Consider the following 22,043-nt stretch of genomic DNA (forward strand, 5'->3'; position numbering starts at 1 on the left):
CGGTCACTCCGCGATGGTGGGCGGGGCGGTGAGGAACGGACGGACCTCCAACCATTCGTGGATCGGTGCGCCGCCCGCCCCGGGGGCGGCGGACAGTTCCCCGGCCAGTTCGACGGCGCGTTCGTAGCCGTCGACGTCGATGACCATCCAGCCGGCGATCAGGTCCTTGGTCTCCGCGAAGGGGCCGTCGGTGACGGGCGGGCGCCCCTCGCCGTCGTAGCGGACCCAGGCGCCCTCGGGGGCGAGGGCCTGGCCGTCGACGAATTCTCCGGTCTCCTCCAGCCGGGCCGCGAAGTCGTTCATGTACTGGAGGTGCGCCGAGATCTCCTCGGGGGTCCACCGGTCCATCGGCACGTCGTTGACGGGGGCCGGGGCGCCTCGGTAGTGCTTCAGCAGCAGGTACTTGGCCATCGTGGTTCTCCTCGGTGCTGGTGCGGCCCATTGTGGTCGCGTTGCACCTCGGGGACGGAGCCGGACGCGCGTTCTCGACATCGGTGTCGGAGATCTTCCTTCGGACGTCCTCACGGGCCCCGGGCGGGTCGCCCTGCCGTCTACGCTCTGTCGCATGACGATCACGTACACCTGGCGAGACGCGTTCGAGAACGCTGCCGTCAACGCGCTCCACGCGGAGGGCTTCCACCACCGGGTCCTGGACATCGACTGGTGGGAGCAGGTCCAGCGGCACAGCCTGGGCTGGGTCTGCGCCCGGCGGGACGGGGAGCTGGTCGGGTTCGTCAACGTGGCCTGGGACGGTGGGGTGCACGCCTTCGTGCTGGACACCGTGGTGAGGGGCGACCAGCGCCGGGCGGGGATCGGGGCCGGGCTGGTCGAGGCCGCCGTCCGGGGCGCGCGGGCGGCACGGTGCGAGTGGTTGCACGTCGACTTCGACGAGGAGCTGCGGGGGTTCTACCTCGACTCCTGCGGCTTCGAAACGACCCCGGCGGGCCTGATCGCGCTCTGAGCGGTGCGCGCCCGCCGGCCGTGGGCCCGCCGTTCGAGCAGCGGCGGGCCCACGACGGCACGGGCGGACGGCGCCGCCGGTCGCGGGCCGGTGGTCAGGGGCGGACGATGCGTCCCCGGGCGGTGCCCTCCACGAGCTCCAGGTAGGCGCGGGCCACCTCGTCCGCGGGGGTGCCCTCGGCGGGGTCCAGGCCGATGGCCGTCAGGGTTTCGCTGATCCAGCCGGGGCTGACCAGGTTGAGGCGCAGCCCTCGCGGCAGTTCCGCGGACGCCACCCGGACGAAGCCCTCCAGCCCCTGGTTGATGAGGGCGCCCAGGGCTCCGCCGGCGACCTGCGGGGCGGCGAACCCGCCACCGGTCAGGGTGAGGGAGGCGCCGTCCTTGAGGTGGTGGACGGCCCGGCGGACCAGGGCGGTCTGGCCCAGCAGCTTGCCGCGCAGGCCGGCGGCGAACTCCTCGTCCCCGATGGTCTCCAGGTCGACCAGCGGCCCGTTGGCGGCGCAGCACACCAGGGCGTCGAGGTCGCCCGCGCCGGCGAAGAGCGCGTCCAGGTCGGACGGTTCTTCGAGGTCCACCTTCACCGGTCCGCTGCGGGCCGCTTCGACGACTTCGTGGGACGCCTCGCGGAGGGCGCGGACCACCGCGCTGCCGAGGGTTCCCGTTGCTCCGATCACCAAGACCTTCATGCGCCCATCATGCCAACGCCGTCAAATGGCTTTCTCCGTAAGGAGATTGACACGCCAGCCCCATCAACCACATACCCCCTGAGGGTATTTGACGGAAGAGCGGGGGCGGGCTAGCCTCACCGGGAACACATACCCCGCCCGGGTATGTGCATCGACGAGGGGAACGGTGAACGATGAGCGGGACGGACTGGCACCTCAAGGGCGAGTGGTTCGACGTGTGCAGCTGCTCCATGCCCTGTCCTTGCACCTTCGCGCAGGCACCGACGAACGGCGCCTGCCTGTTCACGCTGGTCTGGCAGATCCACGAGGGCCACCTCGGTGACGTGCCCCTGGACGGGCTGGGCGTCGTGGCGCTCGGCGAGTTCGCCGGGAACATGTGGGTGGGCGACCCCGATGCGACGATGGCGGTGATGTTCTACATCGACGCCAAGGGGACGCAGGAGCAGCGGGACGCGTTGGAGGAGGTCTTCCGCGGCAACGTGGGCGGCTGGCCGGGCACGTTCGGCGCCCTGATCCGCGAGGTCCGCGACGTGCGGTACGCGCCGATCCGCTTCGAGGCCGCGGCGGACCTCTCCTCCTGGCGCGCGACCGTGTCCGACAAGGTCAGCGTGGGCGCCACCGCCCTCACCGGCCCCACCTCGGACCCGACGCGCCGGGTGCAGCTGATCAACGCCCCCGGGGCGGAGGTGGGGCCGGGACAGGTGGCCACCTGGGGCGTGGTGAGCGAGGACCGCGCGGAGGGCTTCGACTTCTCCCGCCCCTACTGCGGCGGGTCCAGCAAGCACTTCCCGTTCGACTGGCGCCCCGCGGCGTGACCGGTCGAGGGGTTCGGCGGGCGAATGTCGGCCGGAACCGCACCCTCTCGATACGCCGGGCGACGCATTGACCCCGGAGGGCCATCGCGGTTCGATGTCGGTGGCCCTCCGGAGGGGAGTCCGGAGGAGGAACCGGGCCCTTCCTTGGGGGGAAGATGAAGGCGAACACGCACACCAACCGCGGCACCACCCGGCGCTTACGGACCGCCCTGGGCTCGGCGGTCGCGGTCTGCGCGGTGGCCACGGCACTGCCCGGCGTCGCCCGGGCCGAGTCCGCGGACGTCGGCGTCCGCGCGTCCGGCATCGAGAGGGTGAGCGTCGCGACCGACGGCGCCCAGTCCGACGGGAGTTCCACCGACGCCTCGATCACCCCGGACGGCAGCCGGATCGTCTTCTCGTCGACGGCGACGAACCTCGGGGACACCCCGACGACGGCGGCCGACCGGGTGCATCTGCGCGACCGGCGGACCGGGGAGACCCGGCGGATCGGTGGCGAGGCCCCGCTCCATCCTCCGACGATCAGCGCGGACGGCGGATACGTCGGCTACCCGGTGGGGTGGCTGCAGAGCGACCTGATCCGCCTGCACCAGGTGCGGACGGGGAACACGATCGGCCACAACTGCATGGCCCACAACTGCGAGATGTCGCTGGGCGCGGAGGGCCTCCAGCTCGCCTACAGCCGGCGCTTCAGGCCGCCGGAGCCCAACCAGCGCATCACCGTCCTGGACTGGCGGAGCAACAAGAGCTACACGATCGACGTCATCCACAACACGGCACCGTCCAAGCCGTCCCTGAGCGACAACGGCGGATTCCTCGCCTACCAGGACGGCGAGGAGCAGGACGTCTTCGTGTGGGACCGGTCCAACGGCACCCCCGCCGGCCCGATCGAGGGCCCTGCCAAGGCGGCGACGCTCGTCCAGCTCAGCGACGACGGCAGCAAGGTCGTCTACCTGTCGGGCTCCGACACCCACGTCCATGACACGCGCTCGGGCACCGCCCGGACCGTCCCGAACGTGCGGGGCGTGGCCATCGATCCCACCGGCCGCTACCTGCTGTACGCCCCGCACGAGGCCGGCGGGCCCGCGCTCGTCCTGCGCGACCTGGAGAGCGGCACCGACGAGACCGTCTCGAACCGACCCGCCTCGGCCGGGATCGACGCGGTCAGCGCCGGTGGGCGTGCCGTGGTCTTCCATTCCACGGCCGACGACCTCGTGCCGGGCGACACCAACGGCACCTCGGACCTCTTCGTCCGGTCCTTCCGGTAACCGCCCCGGCCGCCGCCGCGCTCGCCGTCCGCCTCCTCGGCCTCCCGCCGCCCCGATCAGGTCCGGGGCCGCCGCCCGAGCAGGACCGCGCGGGCCGCGGCGAGGCGTTCCGCGTCCTCGCGGCCCGGTGCCGGGTCGCCCGTCAACGCGTCCGCCCAGTCGAGGAGTCGAACGGTCCGGGGGTCGGGGGCGGTGGGGGCGAGGCGGGCCCTGCCCGAGACGACCTCGCCGCCGGTGCCGTCGATGGTGACCAGGGTGCCCTCGGGCACTTCGCGGGAACCGATCCGGGCGCCGGCGGCGTCGACGGTGAGGTCCGCGGCGCCGACCACGGCCGGCCGGCCCAGCGACCGGGCCACCACCGCCGCATGGCTGGTCGGCCCGCCGCGGGCGGTGACCACGCCGGTGGCGGCGGCCAGGCCGTGCAGGTCGAGGGGGGAGGTCTCGGGACGCACCAGGACGACCGGGCCCATCGCGGCGAGGCGCACCGCGGCGTCGGCGGTGGTCGCGACCCGGCCGACGGCGACCCCGGGCGAGGCGCCGAGACCCCGGGTGAGGAGGTCCGGCCCGCCCGGGGCGGCCAGCCGCGGGGTGCGCGCCTGCCGGAGGTGGTGCGGGGAGACCCGGAGGACCGCCTCGTCCCGTCCGATCAGACCGGCCTCGGCGAGGTCGACGGCGACCCGGACCGCGGCGCGGCCGACGAACCCGCCGGGGCGCGCCTGGAGCAGCCAGAGCCGGCCCGTCTCGAAGGTGAACTCGACGTGGCAGGCGTCGCGGTGGTGGGTCTCCAGCCGGTGGAGGGCCTCCCGCAGCGGGGTCCACACGGCGGGTTCCCGTTCGGCGAGTGCGGACAGGTCGGCGGTCCGGGACCGGCCGGAGACCACCTCGTCGCCCTGGCTCCCGAACAGGACCTCGCCGAACGGGCCGGGCGCCCCGGTGGTGGGGTCGCGGCTGAACGCGACGCCGGAGCCGCTGCGCCGGTCCCGGTTGCCGTACACCATGGCCTGCACGGTCACGGCGGTGCCGAGGTCGTCGGCGATGCCGTGCAGTTCCCGGTAGGTCCGGGCGCGCGGGGTGTGCCAGGAGGCGAACACGGCGGCCACCGCGAGCAGCAGTTGGCGGACCGGGTCCTTCGGTACCGGGCTGCCGCTGCGCTCGTGGACGAGCCGTTCGACGTCCTCGACCGCCCCGCCGAGGCGGTCCTCGTCGGCGTCCCGGTCGGCGGTGGCGCGGGCGCCCGTCAGGGCCTGCGGGGGGACGCCGGCGACCTCCGCGGCGTAGCCGAGCAGGAACCGCAGCCGCGCCTCGCGGGCGAACCGGGGGTCGCCGGTCTCCTCGGCCAGTGCGGCGGTCGCCCCGGCGGTGAGTCCGAGGTTGAGGACCGTGCTCATCATGCCGGGCATGGAGGTGCCCGCGCCGGAACGGACGGAGACGGTCAACGGCCGTCCGGGGCCGCCGAAGGCGCGGCCGGTGGCGGCTTCGAGGTCGGCGACGGCCGTCGACAGTTCGGCGGCGAGGCCGTCCGGGAGCCGTCCGGTGCGCAGGAACGCCCGGCACGCCCCGGTGCCGATGACGAACCCCGGGGGCACCGGGAGTCCCAGGCGCCGCAGGACGATCAGCCCGTGCGCCTTGCCGCCGAGGGCCTCCGCCCCGTCCTCGACCTCGGGCGCGAGCGGCCGGATCCAGCTCACCGCGGGCCCGAACCGGTGCGGTCGGACGGGGGTTCGGCGGTCCAGCCCCGGGGGATGCCGAGGGTGGCCAGCAGGTCCTCGTGCAGGTGGAACCAGACGGTGTGGTACGAGGCGAGGTCGTCGGTCAGGTACGCCCACTCGCCGCCCCCGGCCCGGGCCAGGGCGTCGGCGAGCCGGGCCCGGTAGTGCCCGAACCGGGCCAGCACCGCGGCCAGTTCCGTGCAGACGGGCTCCGCGCGGCGGTGCAGGTCGACGAACCGGTGCAGGACCCGGGCGTCGTGGGCGGGGTCGGTGTGGTCGTTGGCCGTCAGGGTGCCGTCGACGGTGCGGGTCTGCCAGGCCGTGCACAGGTCGAGCAGTTCGGGGTTGAGGACGAGGAACCGTTCGAAGGCGGCGGTCACCGCGGACCGGGCGTCGGCCGCGTCCAGTTCCTCGGCGATGCGTGCGGCGTCCGCGGCCCGGCCGGGGTCGGTGAGGGACCAGCCGCCGAAGGGGCCGGCGGTGCGGGTGACGAGCCCGGACACGGCCAGGTCGATCAGCTCGGACTCGGCCTCCGCCTCGGGCAGCCCGGTGGCGGCGGCCAGCCGTGCGGTGCCCGAGGTGCCCGTGCAGCGCAGGGCGTGCAGGACCAGCAGGTCGCGGGGGGTCGGGTGCGGTGCGACGGGCAGGGTCACGGGGCGGCCCCTTCGGGTGCGGTGCGGACGGCGGTCGTGGCGGCGGCGTGGGCGGCGCCGCGGCCCGTGGCGCGGGCGACCAGCACGCCGCGGTGGACGCGCGCCGCGCACTCGGTGCCGTCGTCGGGGTCGGGGACGTCGAGGGCCGCGGCCAGCAGGCCCTGGTCGTCGAGGACCAGGCGCGGGCCCGGTCGGACGGTCGGCGGGAACACGCGCCGCAGGTCGTGGGCGAGTTCCCCGATCCGCAGGCGGACCAGGCGCCCGGTCCCGGCGGGGTCCGTCGTGGTCACGGCGATCGTGACCCGGTCGTCGGCGTGCGCGGCGCGCACGGCCTCCTCCGCGGCTTCGAGCCGGTGGGTGCCCAGGGCCATGACCACCCCGTCCTCCTCCGCGGTGACCGGGACGCCGGTGATCAGGTCCCGCAGCCCCCGGGGCGGGCGCCACGGTTGCGCACCGGCGCGGGCCGGTCGGACGTGCGGCAGGTGCGGGGGGTCCCAGGCGTCGGCGAGGTCGAGCCCGCCCAGGTGGGCGCAGGCCCGGGCGATGTCGAAGGGGTCGCCGTGGCCGAGGGCGGGATCGACGGACGCCCCGGGACCGTCCACCAGCCGTAGGACCAGTTCGGCCCGCCGCACCTGCCGCCCGGCCGGCTCGGGTGCGGCCGCCTCCAGGGCGAGGGCCAGCAACAGCGCTTCCAGTCGGGCCAGTTGCCCGAACGCGGTACGGATCGGTTCGTCGTCCAGCACCCCGACCAGCGAACGGGAGGAGGCCGGTTCCCCGGTGAGGGGCAGCCGTTCGAGCCGGGTGCGGGCGAACCCGGCCAGCGCCTCCCCCGTCGACGGGGGGACGGACCGTGCCGGGTGCAGTGCGCCGGCGGGTTCGGCCGCCTCCAGCAGCACCGCGAGGTAGAGGGCGCGTTTGCTCGGGAAGTTCGAGTACACCGCGCCCCGGGTCAACTCCGCCCGTTCGGCGATGCCGTCGACCTTCGCCGCCGCGTACCCGCGCACGAGGAACTCCTCCCGCGCCGCGGCCAGCACCGTCGCGCGGGTGCGCTCCTGCTGCTGGGCCCGGGTCAGTCGCACCATCCGTCGCCCCTTCCTCGTGACTCCGTCCACACGGAGGATACGCAGAACATCGGGATGATGTCATCATTTGAACGGCCTGGAGGACGGGTGGTGACCGGGGCGGCCCCCTTCCCGCGCCGTCGCGCCTGTGGTGACAGCGCGTGTGCGGGTGACGGGAAGGGCCCGCCTGGCCGACACCCGGCGTGCCGGGTCGCTTCCCCGTGGTGATGATCCGAGGTGGAGGGGGTCACTGGAAGGAAACGGATGAAGCACACACGGATACGCGGCCCCCTGGCCGCCGCAGCCGTTCTCGCCCTCGGCATATCACTCGCCGGCGCCGCCGTCACCGGCGGCGATCCCGCCGGCGGGACCGGTACGGACGTCTCCGGTCAGGACGGCTCCGCGCCACCCACGGGACGGTTCACCAAGCGGGTCGTGGCGACCGGCCTCGACAACCCGTACGAGATCGTCAGGGCGCCCGACGGGGCCCTCTGGGCCACCGAGAAGAGCGGCAAGAAGGTCACCCGCGTCGACCCGAAGTCCGGCGCCAAGACCACCCTGCTCAGTCTGCCGAAGGCGGTGCACAGCCAAGGCGGACAGGACGGAGTGCTCGGCCTGGCCCTGGAGGAACGGCCGAAGGGCGCAGGGCTGTACGCGTACGTCGCGTACAGCCACGACATCGACCCCACCCCGGTCGTGCAGGCCCGCACGAAGATCGAGCGCTACACCTACGACGCGGACGCGCAACGGTTGGAGGACCCGAAGACCGTCATCGCCGGCATGCCGTCCGGCAACGACCACCAGTCCGCGCGGCTCCGTCTGGGCCCGGACGGCAAGCTCTACTACACCATCGGCGACCAGGGCACGAACCAGTTCGGGAACTTCTGCCGACACAACTACGCCCAACGGCTGCCCACCGCAGAGGAGGTGCGGACCAGGGACTGGATCGCCTACCAGGGCAAGACCCTGCGGCTGAACACCGACGGTTCCGTCCCCTCGGAGAATCCGGTCCTCGACGGCGTGCGCAGTCACGTCTACACCTACGGGCACCGCAACGCGCAGGGACTCGCCTTCGGTCCGGACGGCACGCTCTACCAGAACGACCAGGGCCCGAAGACCGATGACGAGATCAACATCCTGCGCAAGGGCGCCAACTACGGCTGGCCCAACGTCGCGGGCTACCGCGACGACAAGGCGTACGTCTACGGCAACTGGTCCGCCTCCTGGCCGACCCCCTGCGACGAGCTGACCTTCAGCGACTTCGAGATCCCCGAGACGGTCCCCGTACAGCAGGAGACCGACTTCACCCAGCCCTTCGTGCCGCCCGTCCGCACCTTCGGCACCGTGGACACGGGCTACAACTTCAAGGACCCCAAGTGCGCCGAGGGCGAACTGTGGGCCGTGTGCTGGCCCACCATCGCGCCCTCCAGCTTCGAGCACTACGGAAGCTCCAGGAAGGCCGGCGAGCCCGGCCCGGGCATCCCCGGCTGGAGCGACTCGCTGGTGATGACCACCCTCAAGGACGGCACCGTCTACCGGGTCGACTTCGCGGAGAACGGTCAGGACCTCCGCGGGGTCGTCAAGCTCTTCAGTGAGCAGAACCGCTTCCGCGACGCGGAGTTCAGCGCCGACGGCAAGTCGATCTTCGTCGCGACCGACGTCGCGGGCATCGTCCGCGACGCGCGGGGCGCGCCGGCGTCCGGCCCCCTGGAGAACCCGGGCTCGATCATCGAGTACCGCTGGCAGCCCTGAGGCACCGCCGGTGCGGTGAGCGGAGCGTCCGGACGGGGTGACCTCCCGACTCCGCCACGAGGGACCGGTGTCGGTGCGGAGCCCCGAGGGCTCCCCGCCGGCACCGGTCGTCCTGCGCCGCTGCGGGCCTCGTTCCCGACCCGGTCGGCGACGGCGCCCCCGACGAGGGCGGCGACGGGGCCGCGAGGCGCGCTCACTCCTCCTCCCCCTCCCACCCCATGAAGTAGTGGGTGTCCAGCCGGGTCGTGGGGAAGCCCGCCTGCTCGTCCACCAGCATCCGCAGCAGGAACTCGCCGACTCCGCAGTCGAAGCGCTCCCATTCGCCCCACGCCCCCACCAGGACCGGCCAGTCGTCGGGGTCGGGCGCGCCCGTCTGCCAGACGAAGTCGAGGTCGTACTCCGAGCTGGCCCAGCGCAGCAGCCCGCCGGGGGCCGGGTGGACGGTGTGGTGGGGCTCCCACAGGTCCGGGTACCGCGCGTCGACCTCGGCGGACAGCACGATCCCGCCGTCCGAGGGGTTGGGCGCGGTGAAGAGCACGTAGTCGTCGAAGGTCCCGTCGCCGAACAGGTCGGCGATCTCCTTGTAGTCGCGGGGCAGTGCGGTGCCGAGGGCCGCCTCCACGGCAGGCCAGTCGATGTCCGGCAGGGGTTGCGGGCACAGGCCGACGACGATCGCCAGCCGCTCGGCCCAGGAGGAGCCCGCCGGGAAGCCGCTGTGGGCCGGGTCGTCCCGGTGGGCGACGACGAGGACGGTGCGCGGACCGTCCGGGCGGTCGAGCCGCCCGAAGCCGACCGCGTGGGACCGGTGGATCCACGCCCGCAACTGGCGCAGTTCCGGGCCGAACGGCGCCACCAGGGTCGCCCCGGTGGAGTCGGTGAGCGTGGGGGCGACGAAGCCGTCCTGGACCAGGGACCGGGTCGTCCGCTTCGACGTGCCCGTGATCGCGGCGGCGAGCGCGGCCAGCGCGCTGCCGTCCGGATCGGGCACCTCGCGGATCACGGGCGCGCCCGGAGCGGGCGGTGTCCCGTCGATCAACTCCCGGGCGAAGGCGATGAGTTCATTGATCGTCACGAGCACACAGTCAAGCGGACCCCACTGACAGCCGCCCGCCGCTCGGTCCCGGTCGCTCACCCCCCGTCGGGCGCGGCCCGCCGGCGGGTGAGCAGGACGAAGGCGGTGAGCGCGCAGAGTCCCGCGGCGAGCTGGACCAGGGCCATCGGGACCGCGGTGTCCTCGCCGGCGATGCCCACCAGCGGGGACGCGATCGCACCGATCAGGAAGGAGGAGGTGCCGAGCAGGGCGGAGGCGGAGCCGGCGGCGTGCCCGGCGCGCTGGAGGGCGAGCGTGTTGGCGTTCGGCAGCACCAGGCCCATCGCCGACATCAGCACGAACAGTCCGCCGGCCACCGGCAGCAACCCCGTCTCGCCGAACGCCCCGGAGGTGATCAGCAGGAGCGCCACGGCGGCGAGTGCGATCACCGTGAGCCCCAGGAGGAGCACCCGGTCCAGCCGGACCCGGCCCACCAGCAGCCGCCCGTTGATCTGGCCGACGATCACCAGCCCGACGGAGTTGAGGCCGAACAGCAGGGAGAAGGTCTGGGCGGAGGCCCCGTGGATCTCCTGGACGACGAAGGGCGAGGCGGACACGTAGGCGAACAGGGCGGCGAAGCCGAAGCCGCCGGCCAGGGTGTAGCCGGTGAACCGGGCGTCGCGGAGCAGGTCGCGCATGGTGCGCAGGGCCGCGGGGATACCGCCGGAGTGGCGGCGCTCGACCGCGAGGGTCTCGGGGAGCCGGCGGTGCACGAGCAGGGTGAGCAGCACGCCGACCGCGGCCAGCACCCAGAACACGCCGCGCCAGTCGGTGAACAGGAGCACCTGGCTGCCGATGACGGGCCCGATGACGGGGGCGACTCCGGAGATCAGCATGAGGGTGGAGAAGAACCGGGCCATGGCGTCGCCCTCGTACAGGTCCCGGACGACGGCGCGGGCGATGACGATGCCCGCGGCTCCGGCGAGGCCCTGGGCCAGGCGGAAGGCGATGAGGAGTTCGACGTTCGGGGCGAGCGCGCAGGCGGCGGTGGCCACGATGTAGACGATCATGCCGACCATCAGCGGACGCCGTCTGCCCCACTTGTCGCTCATGGGTCCGACGACGAGCTGGCCGAGCGCCATGCCGGTGAGGCAGGCGGTGAGGGTGAGCTGGACGGTGGCGGCGGAGGCGCCGAGGACCCCGGTGACCTCCGGCAGGGCCGGCAGGTACATGTCCATGGAGAGCGGGGGGAGGGCGGTGAGGCCGCCGAGGACCAGGATCACCAGGAAGCCGGTGCGGCGCACGGCCGGGGGCACCGCCGCCCCGATCGCAGCGGCGCCCGCCACCGCCGGCCCGCCCGTGCCGAGGGGCGCGACGCCGAGGCGGGGGCCGGTGCCTATGTGCCCCGGCCCCCGCTCCCCGTCCGGTGCGGCGGGGCCGTCCGGTGCGGTACCGCTGCGCTCGGGCATGCGTGGTCCTTTCGTCGGTGGGCCGTGACGGCCGTCACGGGGCGGGCCGTGGCCGACCGCCCCTGGAGTTCGTCGAATGCGCTCTCTATGCTCGCAGCACGGATCGGGTGGTTGGGACCGTTTGTCCGGTACCGACCCGTCGGCGTGGACGACGGCGGTACGGCGCGGGCCCGGTGCGCCGCGCGGGAGCGCGGGACTTGGGGGCGGGCGCTGCCGCGTCACGCGCGGACGGAGGGGGCCGGATGGCCGGGACGGTCGGAGAACGGGTGCGGTGGGGGATCCTGGCGACGGGCGGCATCGCCGCGTCGTTCACCCGCGACCTGCTGGAGCTGCCGGACGCCGAGGTGGTGGCGGTGGCCTCGCGCACCGAGGAGGGCGCGCGGGCGTTCGCCGACCGGTTCGGGATACCGCGGGCCCACGGGGACTGGGCCTCGCTCGCCGCGGACGAGGACGTCGACGTGGTGTACGTGGCGACCCCGCACGCCGCGCACCGGGCCGCCGCCGGCCTGTGCCTGGAGGGCGGGCGTGCGGTGCTCTGCGAGAAGGCGTTCACGGTGAACGCGGCCGAGGCGGCGGAGCTGGTGGCGCTGGCGCGGGCACGGGGGCTGTTCCTGATGGAGGCCATGTGGACGTACTGCCATCCGCTGGTCCGCAGGATGCGGGAGCTGGTGGCGGACGGGGCGATCGGGGAGGTCCGCTCGGTGCACGCCGACTTCGGCATCGACGGCCCGTTCCCGGCGACGCACCGCCTGCGGGACCCGGCGCAGGGCGGTGGTGCACTACTGGACCTCGGGGTGTACCCGGTGTCGTTCGCCCACTTGTTCCTGGGCGCCCCCTCGGGGATCAGCGCGCGGTCGGTGCTGTCCGAGGAGGGGGTGGACCTCCAGACGGCCGCGGTCCTGTCGTACGAGAGCGGGGCGCTCGCGGTGCTGCACTGCGCGTTGAACGCGCACACCCCGGTCACCGCCTCGGTCACCGGCACCGAGGGCCGGTTGGAGGTGCCACACGGGTTCTTCCACCCGGACCGCTTCGTGCTCCACCGGAACGGCCGGGAACCGGAGACGGTGGTGGCGGACCCGCAGTGGGGTCGCCGGGACTCGCTGCACCACGAGGCCGTCGAGGTGATGCGCTGCCTGCGGGCGAAGGAGACCGAGTCGCCGCTCGTTCCGCTGGACGGGTCGCTGGCCGTGATGCGCACCCTGGACGCGATCCGCGCGCAGGTCGGCGTCCGCTATCCGGGCGAGGCCCGCTGATCGGTGGGCCGCGGTCACCCCCCGAGCGCCCGGTTCACCCGTCCGGGCGAGTTGCCCTTCACGCGATCTCCACAAATGGACTGTTGAACTCCGGGTGATGTTCCCCGGGAAGCCCATATGCTCATCATTCCTTCGGCAGCAATGCCATCAAACCTTCACACTTGGGGCCCGTGTTGCGTACCCGTTCCATCCTGCCCATAGCCGTCGCCGTCGCCGTCGCGGCACCGCTGCTCGCCGCCACCCCGGCCGCCGCGGCACCGCACCAGAGCGGGCTGCACTTCGGCACGATCCAGTACGACACCCCGGGCGCGGACCGGCGCACCAACACCGCGGTGAACGGCGAGTGGGTCAACATCCACAACAACTCGCGCTCCACGGTCCAGCTCAAGGGCTACAAGGTGAAGGACAACAACGGCTACACCTACACCTTCGGCAGCTTCAAGCTCGGCGCCGGCAAGACCGTGAAGCTCCGCACCGGCAAGGGCGGCAACACCTCGACCACCCGCTACTGGGGCCGTTCCTGGTACGTCTGGAACAACACCAGCGACAAGGCCCGCCTGATCAAGCCGAACGGCTCGCTCCAGGACTCCTGCTCCTGGACCACCCGCGACCGCGGCACCAAGAACTGCCACTGAGCCACCACCCGCGGGGCGGGGACGACCGGACGCACCGTCCGGTCGTCCCCGCCCCGCGGCACGTCCGCCGTGCGGGTCGCCGGAACTGCGGAACCGCCCCGGGGATGCCACCGTGGGAACGAAGGCCAGGCTCCGTGAGGAGGAAAGGCATGTCCCACTGTTCCCACGTCCACCGCCGTGACCTGGGGCTCCTGCTGCTGCGGCTCGGCGTCGGCGGCGCCCTGGTGGCCCACGGCACGCAGAAGCTGTTCGGCTGGTTCGGCGGCGGCGGCATCGAGGGCACCAAGACCGCCATGGAGTCCATGGGGTACGAGCCCGGCAGATCCAGCGCGATCGCCTCCGGGCTCGCCGAGGCCGGCGGCGGCGCACTGCTGGCGCTCGGCCTGGCGACCCCGTTCGCCGGCGCCGCCGCCGCGGGCGGCATGGCGGGCGCCTCCGCGGTCCACGCGCCGCACGGCTTCTTCGCCTCCGAGGGCGGCTACGAGTTGCCCGTCACCTTCGGACTGGCCGGCGCCTCGCTGGCGCTCACCGGTGCCGGACGCTACTCGCTGGACCACGCCACCTGCCACGCCCTGGACCGCGACTGGATGGTCCCGCTGGCCCTCGCCGCGACCGCCGTCGCGACCGTCTGCGTGGTGGGCTCCCGGCAACGCCGGCTCGCGGCCGCGGCCGGCCCCGAGGGCGACGAAGGGCCCGCCGGGTAGCCCTCCGCCCACCGCGAACACCGAGGCCGGGCCCCACCGCTCCCCCGGTAGGGTCGGGGACATGGGTGAACACACGGGTGAGCGGTGGAGCGAACGGGCCCCCGGCGTACTGCGGTTGCCGTCCGGTCGGCTGGTGCGGGGACGCGGACTGCGGCACGGGCCGCCGGACGGGCCCGCCCCCGAGTACGGGGTGTACCTGTTGGGCTCGCCGCCGCCGGCCACCGACTGGCCGGCGGACTGGGTGCGTTGGCCCGACTTCCGGCTCCCCCGCGACCGGGCGGCGGCGGGCGAGGTGCTGGGACGGGCGTGGGAGCGCAGCGCCACCGAACGCGTCGAGGTGGCCTGCGGCGGCGGGCGGGGCCGCACCGGCACCGCACTGGCCTGCCTCGCCGTCCTGGACGGGGTCCCGGCGGACCGGGCGGTGGGGTACGTCCGCGCCCACTACGACCGCCGCGCCGTGGAGACGCCGTGGCAGAAGCGCTACGTGCGGAACTTCCCCCGGCCGCACTGACCCGCGGGCCGAGGGCGGCCGGACCGGCCGGGCTGCGGGGGATGTCAACCCGGCCGGTCCGCACCGCCGAACCGGGGTCCGCTCGGTTCCCCGGTCCACCGCCCTGGGCCCGCCGCCCTTTCGGCGGGCCGGGCAGGTCTCGGGTCCGTTCTACGGGAGAACGGGTTTCGGGAGGGTATCGGCGGCCGGCTCACGCATCGGCGACCACCACCCGTTGGCCGGCGGCCAGCCCCCGTCCGGTGACCTGGACCCGCCCGGCGGCAGCGTCGAACAGCCCGGTCTCCACCGGGACCAGCCGGTGTTCGCCGTCCGGCCGCACCAACTCGACCGCATGGCCGCCGCCTTGGCGGGCCAGCAGGGCCCGCACCGGGACCGACAGCACGTCCTCGACCGAGGCGCTGACGATCGACACCTCGACCGGGGCCCGGTCCAGCAGTCGGGTCGCCCCGGGGTCGGTCGGTTCGATCAGCACCTGCACCGCCATGCCCTCGCCGGCCCGTTCGGCCACCGTGCCCATGGACCTGACCACCCCCGGGGTGGTCCTCCCGTCGGGCAGGGTGATGGTCACCCCGTCGCCGACCGCCACCTCGGACTGCTGGCTGGCGCTGAGGGCCACCGTCACCTGACGCCGGGTGGACGTGCCCTCCACGACCACGGCGCCGGCCGAGACGGTCCCGCCCAGGGCGCCGCCGAGCGCGGTGACGCGTATCTCCCGTTCCGGCACGAACACCACCCGGCCCCGCTCCAGTCGGCCGGTCTCCTCGACGCCCACCCGCTCCTGGAGGTCCTGCACCGCGCGGTGGGTGCGCCAGCCGAAGTGGTCGGGGTCCTCGGCGAAGTCGTCCTCCGCGGCGTGCCCGAGGGCGACGAGGGCGGCGTTCAACTGGCGCACGTCGGGGCCCTCCGCGCCGAGGACGAGGTCCCGGTGGACGGGCACCGCACCGCGCAGCAGGACCACCGGTTCGTCGTCCACCGCGTACAGCACCCGGCCCTGGCGGACCACCTCCCCCACCGACGGCAGGTCGGTGAGCACCCCGCCCAGGTTGTTGACCACCTTGTGGTCGCCCCGGTAACCGAGCTCCCCCTTCTGCACGTTGCGCGCGGAGAGGGTGCCCCGGGTCACCTCGGCGACCGCGGCGTCGGCCCGGGAGGTCGGGGTGTCCGCGGTGCCCTCGGAGGCCCCGTCGAAGGGGTCGCCCAGCACCAGGCCGGCGCCGCCCGCCACCGCCAGGGCCAGGGCGAGTGCCGCGACCGCCCGTGCACGGCGACGGGGCCGTCGCACCGGGCCCGGGTCCGGGCGGGGCCCGGGGGCCTCGACCCCGGCGGTCACCGCCGGCCCCGCGGGGTGCGGCCGAGGTCGGCCCGGGGGCGCACGGTGCTGGTCATGGGCCTCTCCCCACTCGCCGGACTCTCCCACCCGTCCTTTCTAGCCCGGCGCGGGTTTCGGCGGGGTTTCGCCGCCCGGCACCCCGTCCGTCCGGTCATACCCGTTCGGGGGAAAGGGAGTTGAGCGGTGCTGCGCACCGGCCCGGGACAGGAACATGGGGTAGAACATCCGGTGCGGGCCCGTCCGGGTGCCCGTGTCCGGCGCGTCCGCGGCGAAGGAGCTGGAAGCGTGCGAGTGCTCGTGGTGGAAGACGACGAGGAGATGGCGCAGACCGTGGCCATCGGGCTGCGACGGGCGCAGATGGCCGTCGACGTCGCGTTCGACGGCCAGGACGGCCTGGACCGGGCGCTGTTCAGCGAGTACGACGTGATCGTGCTCGACCGGGACCTGCCGGGGCTGCACGGGGACGAGGTCTGCGCCGAGTTGGTCGCGTCCGGGTGCCGCAGCCGGGTGCTGATGCTGACCGCGGAGGCGTCCGCGGAGGACCTGGTGGACGGCCTCAACCTGGGGGCGGACGACTACCTGGCGAAGCCGTTCGACTTCCCGGTGCTGGTCGCCCGGATCGGTGCCCTGGCCCGTCGGGCGCACCCGGCGGTGCCGCCCGTGGTCCGTCACGGGGACCTGGTGGTGGACACCGCCCGGCGCACCGCGAGCCGGGCGGGCCGCCCGTTGGACCTGGCGCCCAAGGAGTTCGGGGTGCTGGAGTTGCTGTTGGCGTCCCGGGGACGGGCGGTGTCCGCGGAGGAACTCCTCCAGCGGGTGTGGGACGAGGCCGCCGACCCGTTCACCAGCGCCGTGAAGATCACCATCAGCCGGTTGCGGGCCAAGCTGGGGGAACCCCAGGTCATCGAGACGGTGGCCAAGCGCGGCTACCGGATCTGACCGCGCGGGCGGCAGGGCCGCCGGGCACCCCCACGGTACCCGACGGCCCTGTCGTTCGCCCTTCTCCCTCCCCACGAGGGAGCCGCCGCGACGGCGGGCGGGCGGGATGGCCGAAGCGGCCGGCTACCGAGGGTCAGGGCGCGCTTCCCGGGCCGCCCTTCTGGAACTCCCTCGGACCGCTCGCGACCTCGTCCAGGATCGGCTTGCAGACCTTGTCGGCGTCCTTGTACGCCTGGCCGTTGGGGTCGACGCCCAGGGTGTCCCCGTTGAGGTCGATGCCGCCCTCGGAGTTGGGGTCGGGGAACTTGGGCACCCCGTTCTTCCGCATGCACTTGGCGTACTCCACGGACGCCTCCTGCACCTCGGCGGGGGCCTTGGCCTCCATCGGGGGGAGCAGCGTCTTGCACGCCTTGTCCGCGGCCTGCGCCTGCGAGGACTTCATGTCGACCTTGGAGCCGTCGATGTTGAGCAGCCCCTGCTCGTTGGGGTCGGGGAAGTTGGCGACGCCCTTCTCCCGCATGCACTTGGCGTACGCGAGGGTGCTCTTCTCGCCCTTCTCGGGGACCGCCGAGGTGCTGCCGGAATCGTCCGAGGCGGTCTTCTTCTCGTCGTCGGAGGAACAGGCTCCGGCGAGGAGGAGGACGGCGCTCATCGCGGCCATGGAGGCGAACAGCCGGGCCCGCCGCGGCCGACCCGTGCGGCCGCCGTCCGGGCGACCGTAGCCAGGGGCTCCTTGCATGTCATTCTCCATCTCTCGTGAAGGTCCTTCGGCTTCGTCGGCGGCCGGGCGCTGTCGTAGCCAGGACGCTTGGTCCGAGGTTAGGGACGGGGGGGTTTCGGCGAGGTATCACGATCGGCCGGACGGGAGCCGGGTGGAGAGCACCCGGGCGATCTCCGCGGCGGGTCCGCCGAGGACGAGCTGCCGGTGGTCGCACGGGAGGGTGTGCACCCGGACCCGGTCCGCGTGCGGGCGCCAGACTTCGGGGGCGTCCTCGGCGCTCAGCAGGGCCGGGCGGTCGAGGGCGGCCACGAAGAGGAGCAGTTCGCCGCGGAACGCCTCCGGGGCGTGGGTGCGCAGCAGCCGCAGGTTGTTCTCCGCGACCCGACCGGCCGCGGGTGGCGTGCCGTCGGCGGGTTCGCCGGGGGCGTCCCCGGCGGGGGCCGCGGGCACCTCGGCGCCGTCGATGAGCAGGGTGGGGCCGCCGTCGGCGGGCAGGTCCTCGGGGGCGGCGGAGCCCGTGCCGGGCCCGCCGCCCGCCGTGTCCTGCCGGTGGGGGTAGCCGTCGAGGACGGCGAGGGTGGCGACGGTCGCGCCCCGCCGTTGGAGTGCGGTGGCGACGGCGTGGGCGAGCACCCCGCCGAAGGACCAGCCGAGCAGGTGGTAGGGGCCTTCCGGCTGCCGGGCCCGGATCCGTTCCGCGTAGTCGGCGGCCATCTCCGCGATGCTCCGCGGCAGTTCCTCCGCCGTGCCCAGTCCGCGCGCCTGCACCGCGTACACCGGCTGGTCCTCGGGCAGGTGGGCGGCGAGCGCCGCGTACTGCCAGCCGAGTCCGCCGCCGGAGTGCAGGCAGAACAGCGGCGGCCGGTCGCCGCCGGTGCGCAGCGCGAGCAGCGGCGCGTGCTCGTCGGTGCCGGTCGGGTCCGCGGCCAGGGCCCGTGCCAGTCGGGCGACGGTCGGTCCGGCGAACAGTTCCCGGACCCCGAAGTCGATGCCGAAGGCGGTGCGGACGCGTTCCACCAGCCGCATCGCCAGCAGCGAGTCGCCGCCGAGGTCGAAGAACGAGTCGTCCGCACCGATCCCGTCCCGGCCCAGGACCTCGGCGAACAGGGCGGCGAGCGCGATCTCGGCGGGGCTCTGCGGTGCCCGTCCGGGACCCGTGTCGGCGCGGTCGGGGTCGGGCAGCACCGCGCGGTCCAGTTTGCCGTTGGGGGTGACGGGCAGGGCGTCGAGGCCGACTACGGCGGAGGGCACCATGGCGGCGGGCAGGCGGCCCGCCGCGTGCTCCCGCAGCGCGGCGGCGTCGGGCTCGGGGCCGGCGGCGGGCACCACGTAGGCGACGAGTCGGGGGGTGCCGGTGCGGTCGGAGCGGACCACCACGGCGACCTGCGCCACGGTGGGGTGCGCGGCGAGCACGGCTTCGACCTCACCGGGTTCGACGCGGAACCCGCGGATCTTCACCTGGTCGTCGGCGCGGCCGGCGAAGACGAGTTCCCCCTCGCCGGACCAGCGGGCCAGGTCGCCGGTGCGGTACATGCGCCGTCCGTCGCCGGCGTACGGGGAGGCCACGAACCGTTCGGCGGTGCGGGCCGACCGGCCGGCGTAGCCGCGGGCCAGTCCGTCCCCGGCGACGTACAGTTCGCCGGTCACCCCGGGCGGCACCGGGCGCAGGAAGTCGTCGAGGACGTAGGTGCGGCTGTTGTCCATGGGGCGGCCGAGGGGCACGTTCGCCGGGACGTCCCCGGGGTGGACGTACGCGGTCTGGGTGGTGAACGCGGTGGTCTCGGTGGGGCCGTAGGTGGTGCGGACGACCAGCCCGGGGTGGGTCTCCAGCAGGGTGCGGATCGCGGTGGAGGACACCAGGTCGCCGCCGGTGGACACCTCCCGGACCCCTGCGAAGATCCACGGGGACTCCTCGGCCAGCAGGCGGAAGAGTCCGGCGGTGGCGTGGACGTTGGTGACGCCCTGTTCGGCGATGAGCCGGCCCCGTTCGGCGGCGCCCGCGTCCCCCGGCGGCAGCAGCACCAGCCGGCCGCCGTGCGCGAGGGTGGCCCACACCTCGTAGGTGGAGGCGTCGAAGGCGTGGTTGGCGTGCATCAGGACCCGTTCGAGGACCTCGCCGCGCCAACTGCGGTCCAGGACGAACCCGACGACGTTGCGGTGGGTCACGGCGACGCCCTTGGGGCGGCCCGTCGAGCCGGAGGTGTACATCACGTACGCCAGGTGTTCGGGGCGCAGCGGCACGGTGCGGTCCCGGTCACCGGGTGCGGTCGCCGGGTGGCCGGCCATCTCGGCGACCGCGTCCTCCCACACCACCGGTTCGGGCCCGCCGACGAGGGCGGCCCGGGTGGCGCGGGTGCACAGCACCAGGTCGGGCGCGGCGTCGGCGAGGACGTGGGCGTTGCGGGCGGCGGGGTGGGTCGGGTCGACGGGTACGTAGGCGGCGCCCGCCTTGACCACGCCGAGCAGCACCACCAGCAGGTCGGCGGAGCGGTCCATCACCACGGCGACCTTGTCGTCGGGGCCGGTGCCGCGGGCGATCAGCCAGTGGGCGATCCGGTTGGAGAGGGCGTCCGCCTGCGCGTAGTCGAGGGTGAGGTCCGGGGCGACGACCAGCGGGGCGTCGGGGCGGCGGGCCGCGCTCCGGGCGAAGAGTTCGGGCAGGGTCGCGGCGGTGACCGGGGTGGTGGTGTCGTTCCACCGTTCCAGTACGGTGCGCCGCTCCTCGGGGGCGATGACGTCGAGCGCGCCGACGCGGGTGCGGGGGTCGGCGGCGATCTGGCGCAGCACCGCGGCCAGCCGGTCGGCGAGGGCCCGGGCGGTGGACTCGTCGAACAGGTCGGCGGCGTACTGGAGGGCACCGCCGATGCCGTCCGGTGCGCCCTTGCCGTCGCGTCGTTCGCCGAGGGTGAGGGAGAGGTCGAAGCGGGCGGCGACCTCGTGGTCCGGGCTGAGTTGCCGGACCTCCAGTCCGGGCATCCCCCAGGAGTCGCCGGTGGCGGCCGGGGAGCCGGAGTGCACGGCCAGCATGATCTGGAAGAGGGGTTGCCGGGCGAGCGAGCGGGTGTGGTCGAGGTCGTCGACGAGCCGTTCGAAGGGGAGGTCCTGGTGGGCGTAGGCCGACAGGTCGGCGTCCCGCACCCGGGTCAGCAGGTCCTCGAACGCGGGGTCGCCGCTGACGTCGGTGCGCAGCACCAGGGTGTTGACGAAGAACCCGGCGAGGTCGTCGAGGGCGCGGTCCCCGCGTCCGGCGACGGCGGTGCCCAGCGGGATGTCGGTGCCGGCGCCGAGTCGGGCCAGCAGGGCCGCCAGCGCCGCCTGGACCAGCATGAACAGGGTGGCCGAGCCGCGGCGGGCCACCGCCACCAGCCGGGCGTGGACGTCGGCGTCGAGCCGGAAGGGGACGTGTCCGCCGCGGAAGGACGCGACCGGCGGGCGGGGCCGGTCGGTGGGCAGCGCCAGTTCCTCGGGGAGCCCGGCCAGGGCGTCCCGCCAGTAGCCGAGTTGGGCGCTGATCAGGCTGTCCGGGTCGGTCAGCTCGCCGAGGGTCTCGCGCTGCCAGAGGGCGTAGTCCGCGTACTGGACGGGCAGCGGATCCCAGTCGGGGGCGGCGCCGCGGCGGCGGGCGGCGTAGGCGGTGCGCAGATCGCGTTCCAGGACGCCCATGGACACCCCGTCCACGGCGATGTGGTGGGCGACGACCACCAGGGCGTGCGCGGTGGGCGAGAGGGTCAGCAGGGTGGTCCGCCACGGCGGTTCGACCCCGAGGTCGAAGGCCCGGCCCATCAACGCACCCACGGTGCGGTCGAGTTCGGCGTGGGTGACGGTGCGGCGTTCCAGCGGGGGGTGGTCGGCGCGGATCTCCTGACGGGGGGTGCCGTCCGTGGTGGGGAAGACCGTGCGCAGCGTCTCGTGGCGGTCCGCGAGGTCGCCGAGGGCGGCCGTCAGGGCTCCGGTGTCGAGGTCCCCGGTGAAGGAGAGCGCCAGCGGCACGTGGTAGCCGGCGCCGGCGCCCGTTCGTTCCAAGCGGTTGAGGAACCACATCCGCTGCTGCCCGTACGACAGCGGCAGCACCTCGGGGCGTTCCCCCGCGACCAGCGGGGCCCGTGCCGCTCCCCGGTTCTCCGCCACCAACCGGGCCAGCCCCTCGACGGTGGGCGTGCCGAACAGGTCCCGGATGCCGACCTCGGCGTCCAGCTCGGAGCGGATCGCCGAGATCAGCCGCATCGCCAGCAGCGAATCGCCGCCCAGTTCGAAGAAGGAGCGGTCCGCGCTGACCCGCTGGTGCCCCAGGACCCCGGCGAACAGTCCGCACAGCGCCTCCTCCAGCGGGGTGCGCGGTTCCCGGCCGCCCCCTTCCCCCTCGTCCTCGGGGGCGGGCAGGGCGGCCCGGTCGAGCTTGCCGTTCGCGGTCGTCGGCAGGGCGTCCAGGGTGACGAACGCGGACGGCACCGTGTAGTCCGGCAGGCGGCGCGCGAGGTGCTCCCGCAGCACCCCGTCCGCAGGGGCTTCGCCCACCGGCACCACGTACGCCACCAGACGCCTCGTCCCCG

Annotated in this window: 19 protein-coding genes; 9 read left to right on the forward strand and 10 right to left on the reverse strand. The window is 74.3% G+C overall.

What is annotated here, in order from left to right:
• Window positions 1-3 precede the first annotated feature (3 nt).
• Window positions 4-411: a YciI family protein gene (locus ABT092_RS26135; RefSeq protein ID WP_351247993.1), complete on the reverse strand. Its 408-nt coding sequence runs from the start codon at window positions 409-411 to the stop codon at window positions 4-6.
• Between the two features lie 154 nt (window positions 412-565).
• On the opposite strand from ABT092_RS26135, the gene ABT092_RS26140 reads away from it, so the two are divergent.
• Entirely contained in the window at window positions 566-961 is a 396-nt protein-coding gene (locus tag ABT092_RS26140) for a GNAT family N-acetyltransferase (RefSeq protein ID WP_351247995.1), read from the forward strand.
• A 94-nt stretch (window positions 962-1,055) separates the two neighbouring features.
• Here ABT092_RS26140 and ABT092_RS26145 read toward each other — a convergent pair whose 3' ends face one another.
• Window positions 1,056-1,646 carry a short chain dehydrogenase gene (locus ABT092_RS26145; RefSeq protein ID WP_351247997.1) on the reverse strand — a complete coding sequence of 197 codons (591 nt, stop codon included), beginning with the start codon at window positions 1,644-1,646 and terminating at the stop codon, window positions 1,056-1,058.
• A 173-nt stretch (window positions 1,647-1,819) separates the two neighbouring features.
• On the opposite strand from ABT092_RS26145, the gene ABT092_RS26150 reads away from it, so the two are divergent.
• Together ABT092_RS26150 and ABT092_RS26155 are read left to right on the forward strand one after the other, a co-directional pair.
• Window positions 1,820-2,461, forward strand: a complete 642-nt coding sequence (locus ABT092_RS26150; protein ID WP_351248000.1) for a DUF1326 domain-containing protein — start codon at window positions 1,820-1,822, stop codon at window positions 2,459-2,461.
• A gap of 155 nt (window positions 2,462-2,616) precedes the next feature.
• On the forward strand, window positions 2,617-3,726 hold the full coding sequence (locus ABT092_RS26155; RefSeq protein ID WP_351248002.1) for a hypothetical protein: 1,110 nt from the start codon (window positions 2,617-2,619) through the stop codon (window positions 3,724-3,726).
• A 56-nt stretch (window positions 3,727-3,782) separates the two neighbouring features.
• Here ABT092_RS26155 and ABT092_RS26160 read toward each other — a convergent pair whose 3' ends face one another.
• Genes ABT092_RS26160 through ABT092_RS26170 form a run of 3 tightly spaced genes read right to left on the reverse strand, consistent with a single transcriptional unit; the run spans window position 3,783 to window position 7,170 of the window.
• Complete coding sequence (locus tag ABT092_RS26160) at window positions 3,783-5,414, reverse strand: pyruvate, phosphate dikinase (RefSeq protein WP_351248004.1); 1,632 nt, start codon at window positions 5,412-5,414, stop codon at window positions 3,783-3,785.
• Window positions 5,411-6,088 carry a transcriptional regulator gene (locus ABT092_RS26165; protein ID WP_351248006.1) on the reverse strand — a complete coding sequence of 226 codons (678 nt, stop codon included), beginning with the start codon at window positions 6,086-6,088 and terminating at the stop codon, window positions 5,411-5,413. Before ABT092_RS26165 ends, ABT092_RS26160 begins: the two co-directional genes overlap by 4 nt.
• The gene (locus tag ABT092_RS26170; protein ID WP_351248008.1) at window positions 6,085-7,170 is read right to left on the reverse strand and encodes a TetR/AcrR family transcriptional regulator; all 1,086 of its coding nucleotides are present in this window, start codon (window positions 7,168-7,170) and stop codon (window positions 6,085-6,087) included. Before ABT092_RS26170 ends, ABT092_RS26165 begins: the two co-directional genes overlap by 4 nt.
• A 243-nt stretch (window positions 7,171-7,413) precedes the next feature.
• On the opposite strand from ABT092_RS26170, the gene ABT092_RS26175 reads away from it, so the two are divergent.
• Window positions 7,414-8,901 (forward strand): glucose/sorbosone family PQQ-dependent dehydrogenase, encoded by a 1,488-nt coding sequence (locus ABT092_RS26175; RefSeq protein WP_351248010.1) that lies wholly within the window; start codon window positions 7,414-7,416, stop codon window positions 8,899-8,901.
• 193 nt (window positions 8,902-9,094) lie between these two features.
• Here the strand turns inward: ABT092_RS26175 and ABT092_RS26180 are convergent, their stop codons facing one another.
• Complete coding sequence (locus ABT092_RS26180; protein ID WP_351248012.1) at window positions 9,095-9,973, reverse strand: hypothetical protein; 879 nt, start codon at window positions 9,971-9,973, stop codon at window positions 9,095-9,097.
• 56 nt (window positions 9,974-10,029) lie between these two features.
• Window positions 10,030-11,400, reverse strand: a complete 1,371-nt coding sequence (locus ABT092_RS26185) for a Bcr/CflA family multidrug efflux MFS transporter (protein ID WP_351248014.1) — start codon at window positions 11,398-11,400, stop codon at window positions 10,030-10,032.
• A 242-nt stretch (window positions 11,401-11,642) separates the two neighbouring features.
• Here ABT092_RS26185 and ABT092_RS26190 point away from each other — a divergent pair, with 242 nt between their 5' ends.
• The 4 genes from ABT092_RS26190 (at window position 11,643) to ABT092_RS26205 (ending at window position 14,503) form a co-directional block, all read left to right on the forward strand.
• Entirely contained in the window at window positions 11,643-12,653 is a 1,011-nt protein-coding gene (locus tag ABT092_RS26190) for a Gfo/Idh/MocA family protein (RefSeq protein ID WP_351248016.1), read from the forward strand.
• Between the two features lie 173 nt (window positions 12,654-12,826).
• Window positions 12,827-13,288, forward strand: a complete 462-nt coding sequence (locus tag ABT092_RS26195; protein WP_351248037.1) for a lamin tail domain-containing protein — start codon at window positions 12,827-12,829, stop codon at window positions 13,286-13,288.
• Between the two features lie 149 nt (window positions 13,289-13,437).
• Window positions 13,438-13,992 carry a DoxX family protein gene (locus ABT092_RS26200; protein ID WP_351248018.1) on the forward strand — a complete coding sequence of 185 codons (555 nt, stop codon included), beginning with the start codon at window positions 13,438-13,440 and terminating at the stop codon, window positions 13,990-13,992.
• Window positions 13,993-14,053: 61 nt separating this feature from the next.
• Entirely contained in the window at window positions 14,054-14,503 is a 450-nt protein-coding gene (locus ABT092_RS26205; protein WP_351248020.1) for a phosphatase domain-containing protein, read from the forward strand.
• 190 nt (window positions 14,504-14,693) lie between these two features.
• Here the strand turns inward: ABT092_RS26205 and ABT092_RS26210 are convergent, their stop codons facing one another.
• Complete coding sequence (locus ABT092_RS26210) at window positions 14,694-15,833, reverse strand: peptidoglycan-binding protein (protein WP_351248022.1); 1,140 nt, start codon at window positions 15,831-15,833, stop codon at window positions 14,694-14,696.
• A gap of 285 nt (window positions 15,834-16,118) precedes the next feature.
• Here ABT092_RS26210 and ABT092_RS26215 point away from each other — a divergent pair, with 285 nt between their 5' ends.
• A complete protein-coding gene (locus tag ABT092_RS26215; RefSeq protein ID WP_351248024.1) occupies window positions 16,119-16,772 on the forward strand; it encodes a response regulator transcription factor in 654 nt (217 codons plus the stop codon).
• A 133-nt stretch (window positions 16,773-16,905) separates the two neighbouring features.
• Here ABT092_RS26215 and ABT092_RS26220 read toward each other — a convergent pair whose 3' ends face one another.
• Window positions 16,906-17,511: a hypothetical protein gene (locus tag ABT092_RS26220; RefSeq protein ID WP_351248026.1), complete on the reverse strand. Its 606-nt coding sequence runs from the start codon at window positions 17,509-17,511 to the stop codon at window positions 16,906-16,908.
• A gap of 108 nt (window positions 17,512-17,619) precedes the next feature.
• Window positions 17,620-22,026, reverse strand: a complete 4,407-nt coding sequence (locus ABT092_RS26225; protein WP_351248028.1) for a non-ribosomal peptide synthetase — start codon at window positions 22,024-22,026, stop codon at window positions 17,620-17,622.
• Window positions 22,027-22,043 lie beyond the last annotated feature (17 nt).

This window comes from Streptomyces sp. NPDC002490, assembly GCF_040296045.1.
Lineage (GTDB): Bacteria > Actinomycetota > Actinomycetes > Streptomycetales > Streptomycetaceae > Streptomyces.